7 protein-coding genes are annotated in these 6543 nt (G+C 64.1%); all 7 read right to left on the bottom strand.

All coding sequences use genetic code 11. The annotated features are described in order from the left end of the window. On the bottom strand, positions 1-619 hold a 619-nt coding region (locus AC27IQ_RS17365), incomplete at its 3' end, for an SDR family oxidoreductase (protein ID WP_487090203.1). Between the two features lie 91 nt (positions 620-710). Next, entirely contained in the window at positions 711-1895 is a 1185-nt protein-coding gene (locus AC27IQ_RS17360) for an acetyl-CoA C-acyltransferase (protein ID WP_284397705.1), read from the bottom strand. Between the two features lie 77 nt (positions 1896-1972). Continuing rightward, entirely contained in the window at positions 1973-3784 is a 1812-nt protein-coding gene (aceK, locus tag AC27IQ_RS17355; protein ID WP_487090202.1) for a bifunctional isocitrate dehydrogenase kinase/phosphatase, read from the bottom strand. 28 nt (positions 3785-3812) lie between these two features. Next, positions 3813-4475, bottom strand: coding sequence for a carbonate dehydratase (gene can / locus AC27IQ_RS17350; RefSeq protein WP_284429607.1), 663 nt, complete (start codon positions 4473-4475; stop codon positions 3813-3815). A 29-nt stretch (positions 4476-4504) separates the two neighbouring features. After that, a complete protein-coding gene (locus AC27IQ_RS17345; protein WP_487090201.1) occupies positions 4505-5692 on the bottom strand; it encodes an isovaleryl-CoA dehydrogenase in 1188 nt (395 codons plus the stop codon). Between the two features lie 36 nt (positions 5693-5728). Next, positions 5729-6190, bottom strand: coding sequence for a PaaI family thioesterase (locus AC27IQ_RS17340; RefSeq protein WP_487090200.1), 462 nt, complete (start codon positions 6188-6190; stop codon positions 5729-5731). A gap of 40 nt (positions 6191-6230) precedes the next feature. Next, on the bottom strand, positions 6231-6543 hold a 313-nt coding region (locus AC27IQ_RS17335; protein ID WP_487090199.1), incomplete at its 5' end, for a MerR family DNA-binding protein.

Here is a 6543-nt window from a genome sequence, read left to right as displayed (position 1 = left end):
CCGGGGTGACGCCCGCCAGCACCGCGCGCATGCCGCGCACGCTCGCCTCGGGCGTGAGCGCCGCGCCCTCGCCCCCCATGTCGGTTTGCACCCAGCCCGGGTCGAGCGTGATGAGCGTGGCCTCCGGATAGTCGTGCTGCGCCGCGGCCACCGCCATGTTGAGCGCGGCCTTGCTCGTGCGGTACAGCCACGAATCGCTGCCCGGCACGCTGCCGATCAGCGACATGGCGGACGACAGGAACGCCAGGGTGCCGCCCGCCATCGCCACATGGGGCGCAACCTGCGGCAGCGCCTGCATGGCGCCGAGCACGTTGGTGCGCATGACGGCGTCGAAATCCTCGCGCGTGGGCGGGGTGAGCGCCGAGGGCCGGCGGATCACGCCCGCCACGTAGAGCGCCACGTCGAGCTTTTCGCCGTCCAGAAGCCAAGCCAGGCCGCTGACGCTGGCCGGGTCGGCCACATCCACGCGCATCGGCTCGGCCCCCAGGGACTGCACGCGCTCGAGGCCGGCGTCGTCGCGCACGGTGGCGATCACGCGCCAGCCGGCCTCGCGGTACTGCCGCACGAATTCGAGCCCGATGCCGCGCGATGCGCCGATGACGAGAACGGTCTGGGTCACTGCCTGAATCCTTGTATCCAATCGGCTTCCACCGCAATCAATTCTGGGGCGTATTGCTATATATTTAATAGCAATGCCCCACGGGCCTCGATCAGATCAGCTCCAGCGCGACGGCCGTGCCTTCGCCCCCGCCGATGCACAGCGTGGCCAGGCCGCGCTTCTTGCCGCGCGCCTTCAGCGCATGGATCAGCGTGACCATGATGCGGGCGCCGCTGGCACCGATGGGGTGGCCCAGGGCGCAGGCGCCACCGTTCACGTTCACGATGTCGTGCGACACGTTCAGCTCCTTCATGAGCGCCATGGGCACGACGGCAAAGGCCTCATTCACTTCCCACAGGTCCACGTCCAGCACGCTCCAGCCGGCCTTGTTCAAGGCTTTCTGGGTGGCGCCGACCGGCGCGGTGGTGAACCATTCCGGAGCCTGGGCGTGCATGGCATGGGCCACGATGCGGGCGATGGGCTGGCGGCCGAGCTTGAGGGCGGTGGACTCGCGCATCATCACGAGCGCGGCCGCGCCGTCGTTGATGCTGGAGCTGGAGGCGGCGGTGATGGTGCCGTCCTTCTTGAACGCGGGCTTGAGCTGGGGAATCTTGTCCAGCTTGACCTTGCCCGGGCCTTCGTCCACCGACACCACGGTCTCGCCCGCGCGGGTCTTGACCGTGACCGGTGCGATCTCGTCGGCGAACGCGCCGGAGTCGCTGGCCGCCTTGGCGCGCTGCACGCTGGCCACGGCGAAGGCATCCTGCTGCTCGCGCGTGAACTGGTACTTGGCGGCGCAATCCTCACCGAAGGTGCCCATCGAGCGGCCGGGCTCATAGGCGTCCTCCAGGCCGTCGAGCATCATGTGGTCGAAGATGCGGTCATGGCCCAGGCGGTAGCCGCCGCGGCCCTTTTGCAGCAGGTACGGCGCGTTGGTCATGCTCTCCATGCCGCCGGCGACGATCACATCGTGCGTGCCGGCCAGCAGCAGGTCGTGCGCGAACATCGCGGCCTTCATGCCCGAGCCGCACATCTTGCTCAGCGTCACGGCGCCGGCGCTCTGCGGCAGCCCGCCCTTGAAGCCTGCCTGGCGCGCGGGCGCCTGGCCCTGGCCGGCCATCAGGCAATTGCCGAACAGCACCTCTTCGACCGACTCCGGCGCGATGCCAGCGCGCTCGACGGCGGCGCGAATGGCCACGCCGCCCAGGTCGTGCGCCGCCAGGCTGGAGAAATCGCCCTGGAAGGCGCCCATGGGGGTGCGCGCGGCACCGACGATGACGATGGAATCACTGCTCATGCTGTTGCTCCTGCAAAAAGAGGGGGAAGGGGTTAAAAAAGCCGAAGGGATGGGCCAGGGTGCGGCCACGGCGGCGCTCAGGAAGGCGGTGCAGTCCCGGACGAGAATCGCCGTTCGTTGTCATAGGGAAAGACGTCGTACACATGGCCCGCCTGGATGCGCTCCTTGTGCGACTGCCAGAAGTCCGCATCCAGCAGATCGGCGTGGTAGCGCATGAACACATCGCGCACCGCGTCGTTGCCGAGCAAAAAGGGGGCGAAGGTTTCCGGGAATACGTCGCGCGGACCCACGGCATACCAGACCTCGCAGCTCATCTCGTCCTCTTCGTTGCGCGCCGCGGGCACGCGGCGGAACTGGCAATCGGTGAGGTATTCGATCTCATCGTAGTCGTAGAACACCACCTTGCCGTTGCGCGTGACGCCGAAGTTCTTCCACAGCATGTCGCCGGGAAAGATGTTGGCGGCCACCAGATCCTTGATCGCATTGCCGTATTCGACCACGCTGCGCTCCATCTGCTGGCGCGCGCGCGGATCGTGCAGGCCGGCCTCGAAGGCCTCCTGCAGGTAGATGTTGAGCGGAATCATCCGCCGCTCGATGTACAGGTGCTTGATGATGACTTCGATCTGGCCGTCGCCGTCGCGGTCGCTGATCTCCAGCTGGCTCGGGGCGAATTTCTCGATCTCGGCGATCAGCCCGTCTTCGAATCGCTCGCGCGGAAAGGCCACCTCGCTGTATTCGAGCGTATCGGCCATGCGGCCCACGCGGTCGTGCTGCTTGACCAGCAGGTACTTGGATTGGATCTGCTCGCGCGTCGTGTCCTTCGGCGGCGGGTAGTAGTCCTTGATGAGCTTGAACACGAATGGGAAGCTGGGCAGATCGAACACCAGCATCACCATCCCCTTGATGCCCGGCGCGATGCGAAAGCGGTCGCTGGAATAACGCAGGTGGTGCAGGAAGTCGCGGTAGAAAAGCGTCTTGCCTTGCTTGGCAAGGCCCAACGCGTTGTACAGCTCGGCCCGGGGCTTGCGCGGCATCAGGCTGCGCAGGAACTGCACGTAGGCGCTGGGGATTTCCATGTCCACCATGAAATACGCCCGCGCGAAGCTGAACAGCATCTGCAGGTCGTCCTCGCCGAACAGGGCCGCATCGATCACCAGGCGGCCCGCGCTGCCGTGCAGGATCGGCAAGGCAAACGCCAGTTCGTTGAAGCCGTTGATCACCTTGCCCACCAAGTAGGCGCCCTTGTTTCGATAGAACAGGCCCGACAGCACCTGCACCTGGAAATTGGCGCGCAGCTTGGTGTGTGGCCCCAGGCGCTGCTGGAGGGCTGCCAGCACATGGCGGGTATCGCGGTCCAGGTCTTCGAACTCGCGCTGCAGCTGGAAGTTGTCCACGATGCGGACCAACGTCTCGTGCAATGTGTCCGGCGACGGGTAATAGGCGCGGTACGTCGGCCGGGCGGCCGGCTCCTCGTTTTCGATGTACTCCGTGCTCACGGCCGGCCGCACGAAGATGAAGTCGTTGTGGAAATGCGTGCGGTGCAGGATCTTCGTCGTGACCGAGTTGAAGAACGTCTCGGCCAGCTCGGGCTGGTGGTGGTCCACGAGCAGGCCGATGTAGTGCAGCTTGACTTGGTGCCACACGTCCATGGGCTGCTCGCCCGCGTTGAACTCCTTGTCCAGCCGTCGCACGCATTCCTTCACGCGCAGATCGTAGAACTCGATCCGCTCGCGCTGGGCCCGTTGCTGCCCGAGCCAGTCGGCCGTCTCGAAACGGTGCTTGGCGCGCGCGGACTCCGTGCGGAACAGCTGATAGTGGCGGTTGAAGCCATCCATCATTGCCTTGGCGATCGCGTAGGCGTGGGGGGAATCCAGTCGCTGGGGAAACATGGGCCGCGTCCTGCGAAGGAGAGCGAGCTTACTCGCGGCGGGTGGCCGCAATGCCGGCAACGGCCGCCTGATAAAGCGCGTCGAGGCCTTCGGTGCCGGAGACCTCCAGGTTCAGGTTCTTGATCAACCCATCCTTGAGGCCGTAGCACCAGGCATGCAGGGTGACGTTCTGGCCGCTCGCCCAGGCATCGAGCATCACGGTGGTCTGCGCGACGTTCATCACCTGCTCGATGGCGTTGAGTTCGCACAGCACGTCATGGCGCCACGCCTGCGGCGTCGCGGCGATGAGCTCGCGGTGGCGGTCGCGCACATCCTTCACGTGGCGGATCCAGTTGTCCGCCAGGCCCACACGCACATCCTGCAGCGCGGCCAGCACGCCGCCGCACCCGTAATGGCCGACCACCATCAGATGTTCGACCCGCAGCTGGTCGACCGCATACTGGATGGTGGAGAGACAGTTCAGATCGGTGGGCACCACCACATTGGCCACGTTGCGGTGCACGAACACCTCTCCGGGCTCCAATCCGGTGATCTGGTTGGCTGGCACGCGGCTGTCGGAACAGCCGACCCACATGTATTTGGGCTTTTGCTGTGCCATGAGGCCCGTGAAAAACCCGGGACGTTCCCGCTCCATCTGCGCTGCCCACGCACGGTTGTGGACGAAAAGTTGTTCGATGTCGGGAACGGCCATGTCAGTTCTTTCGAAGATTGTTCAACAAATCAGCATGTTTCCGCGAACAATTCGCGGCCGATTAGCATACGGCGAATTTCGCTGGTGCCGGCGCCGATCTCGTAGAGTTTTGCATCTCTCCACAAGCGGCCCAACGGGTATTCGTTGATGTAACCGTTTCCGCCAAAAATCTGAACACCCTCGCCGGCCATCCAGGTGGCTTTTTCGGCGCACCACAGGATGACGGACGCGCAGTCCTTGCGTACCTGGCGCACATGGTCGGTCCCCAGCATGTCGAGGTTCTTCGCCACCGTGTAGGCAAACGAGCGGCCCGCCTGCAGCACCGTGTACATGTCGGCCACCTTGCCCTGGATCAGCTGGAACTCGCCGATGCTCTGGCCGAACTGCTTGCGGTCGTGGATGTAGGGCACCACGTTGTCCATGACCGCCTGCATGATCCCCAACGGCCCGCCGGTCAACACCGCCCGTTCGTAGTCGAGCCCGCTCATGAGAACCTTGGCACCACCGTTGACGGTGCCCAGGATCTGGCTCGCTGGAACTTCGACATTCTCGAACACCAGCTCACCCGTGTGGCTTCCCCGCATGCCAAGCTTGTCGAGCTTTTGCGCAATGCTGAAGCCCTTCATTCCCTTTTCGATCAGGAAAGCCGTGACGCCGCGTGCCCCCAGTTCGGGCTCCGTCTTGGCGTAAACCACCAGCGTGTCGGCGTCCGGGCCGTTCGTGATCCACATCTTGGTGCCGTTGAGCAGGTAATAGCCGCCTTTGTCTTCGGCCTTGAGCTTCATGCTGATCACATCGGAGCCGGCGCCCGGCTCGCTCATGGCCAGCGCGCCCACATGCTCGCCACTGATCAGGCCGGGCAGGTACTTGTGCTTTTGCTCTTCGGAACCGTTGCGGTTGATCTGGTTCACGCACAGATTGCTGTGGGCGCCGTAGGACAGGCCCACCGATGCGCTGGCCCGCGAAATTTCCTCCATCGCCACCATGTGCGCGAGATACCCCATATGCGCACCTCCGTACGCCTCCGGCACGGTGATGCCGAGCACGCCCAACTCGCCCATCTTGCGCCACAAGTCCATGGGGAACTGGTCGGTGCGATCGATCTCCGCCGCACGCGGTGCGATCTCGGCTTGCGCGAAGTCGCGCACAGCGTCGCGCAAGGCATCAATATCTTCGCCCAGTTGGAAATTCAGGCCGGGAAGGCTGGCGAGGGTCATGGAGTCTCCTATTTTGGGAATTAATGAAGAAGAAGTTCAGCCGGCAATGCCATCGCGCCCGATGACGGACATGAGCGTGCAGCCCATGGTGGCGATCAGTTTTTCTTGGCTGCCGTCAATACCGTAGGCCCGGCCCTCGCACACCGTGATGGTCCGGCCCGGCTTGACGACACGGCCTTCCATGCGAAAGCGGGGCCCGCGCGCCGGCGCCAACAGGTTGACCTTGAATTCGATTGTCAACACCGCGGCCTCGTCAGGCATCAGGGTAAAGGCCGCGTATCCGCAGGCGGAATCCAGCGCGGCGGACACCATTCCCGCATGTAAAAAACCATGCTGTTGTGTCAGCGACGCGGCCCAGTCCAATTCGATGTCGACCTCGCCCGGGGCAATGTGCCCCAGCTGCGCGCCCAAAGTGCGCATGGCGCCCTGAAGGGCAAAACTCTGAGAAACCCGGTGCACATGGTCGGGATGGGCAAGGTCAGACAGCGTGATCGGCATGGCTTGGCTGAGTTACGTTTACGTAAACGTCAATTATGGCCTATTTCTTCTTTTCCGCCTTGAGGAGCAGTGCCCTCGCTTCCCTTTCATGTTCCCGCACCTCCTCCAGGTTCGCCTGAAGATCGGCCATCTGGGCCTCCAGTTGCTTGCGGTGCCCCGCCAGCACGTCCAGGAATTTGCGGAGCTGCACACCGGTGTCCCTGGGACTGTCGTAGAGATCGATGATTTCCTTTGCCTCGGTCAGCGAAAGCCCCAGGCGTTTTGCCCGCAAGGTAAGCCGCAACCGAGTGCGATCACGTGCGGTGTAGATGCGAGTACGGGCGCCGGGTCCGGTGCGTTGTGGTTGGAGGAGG

The organism is Acidovorax sp. KPB24-07 (genome assembly GCF_057543315.1).
Note: the sequence above shows the minus strand (reverse complement) of the source record. Positions and strands in the feature narration are given on the sequence as shown.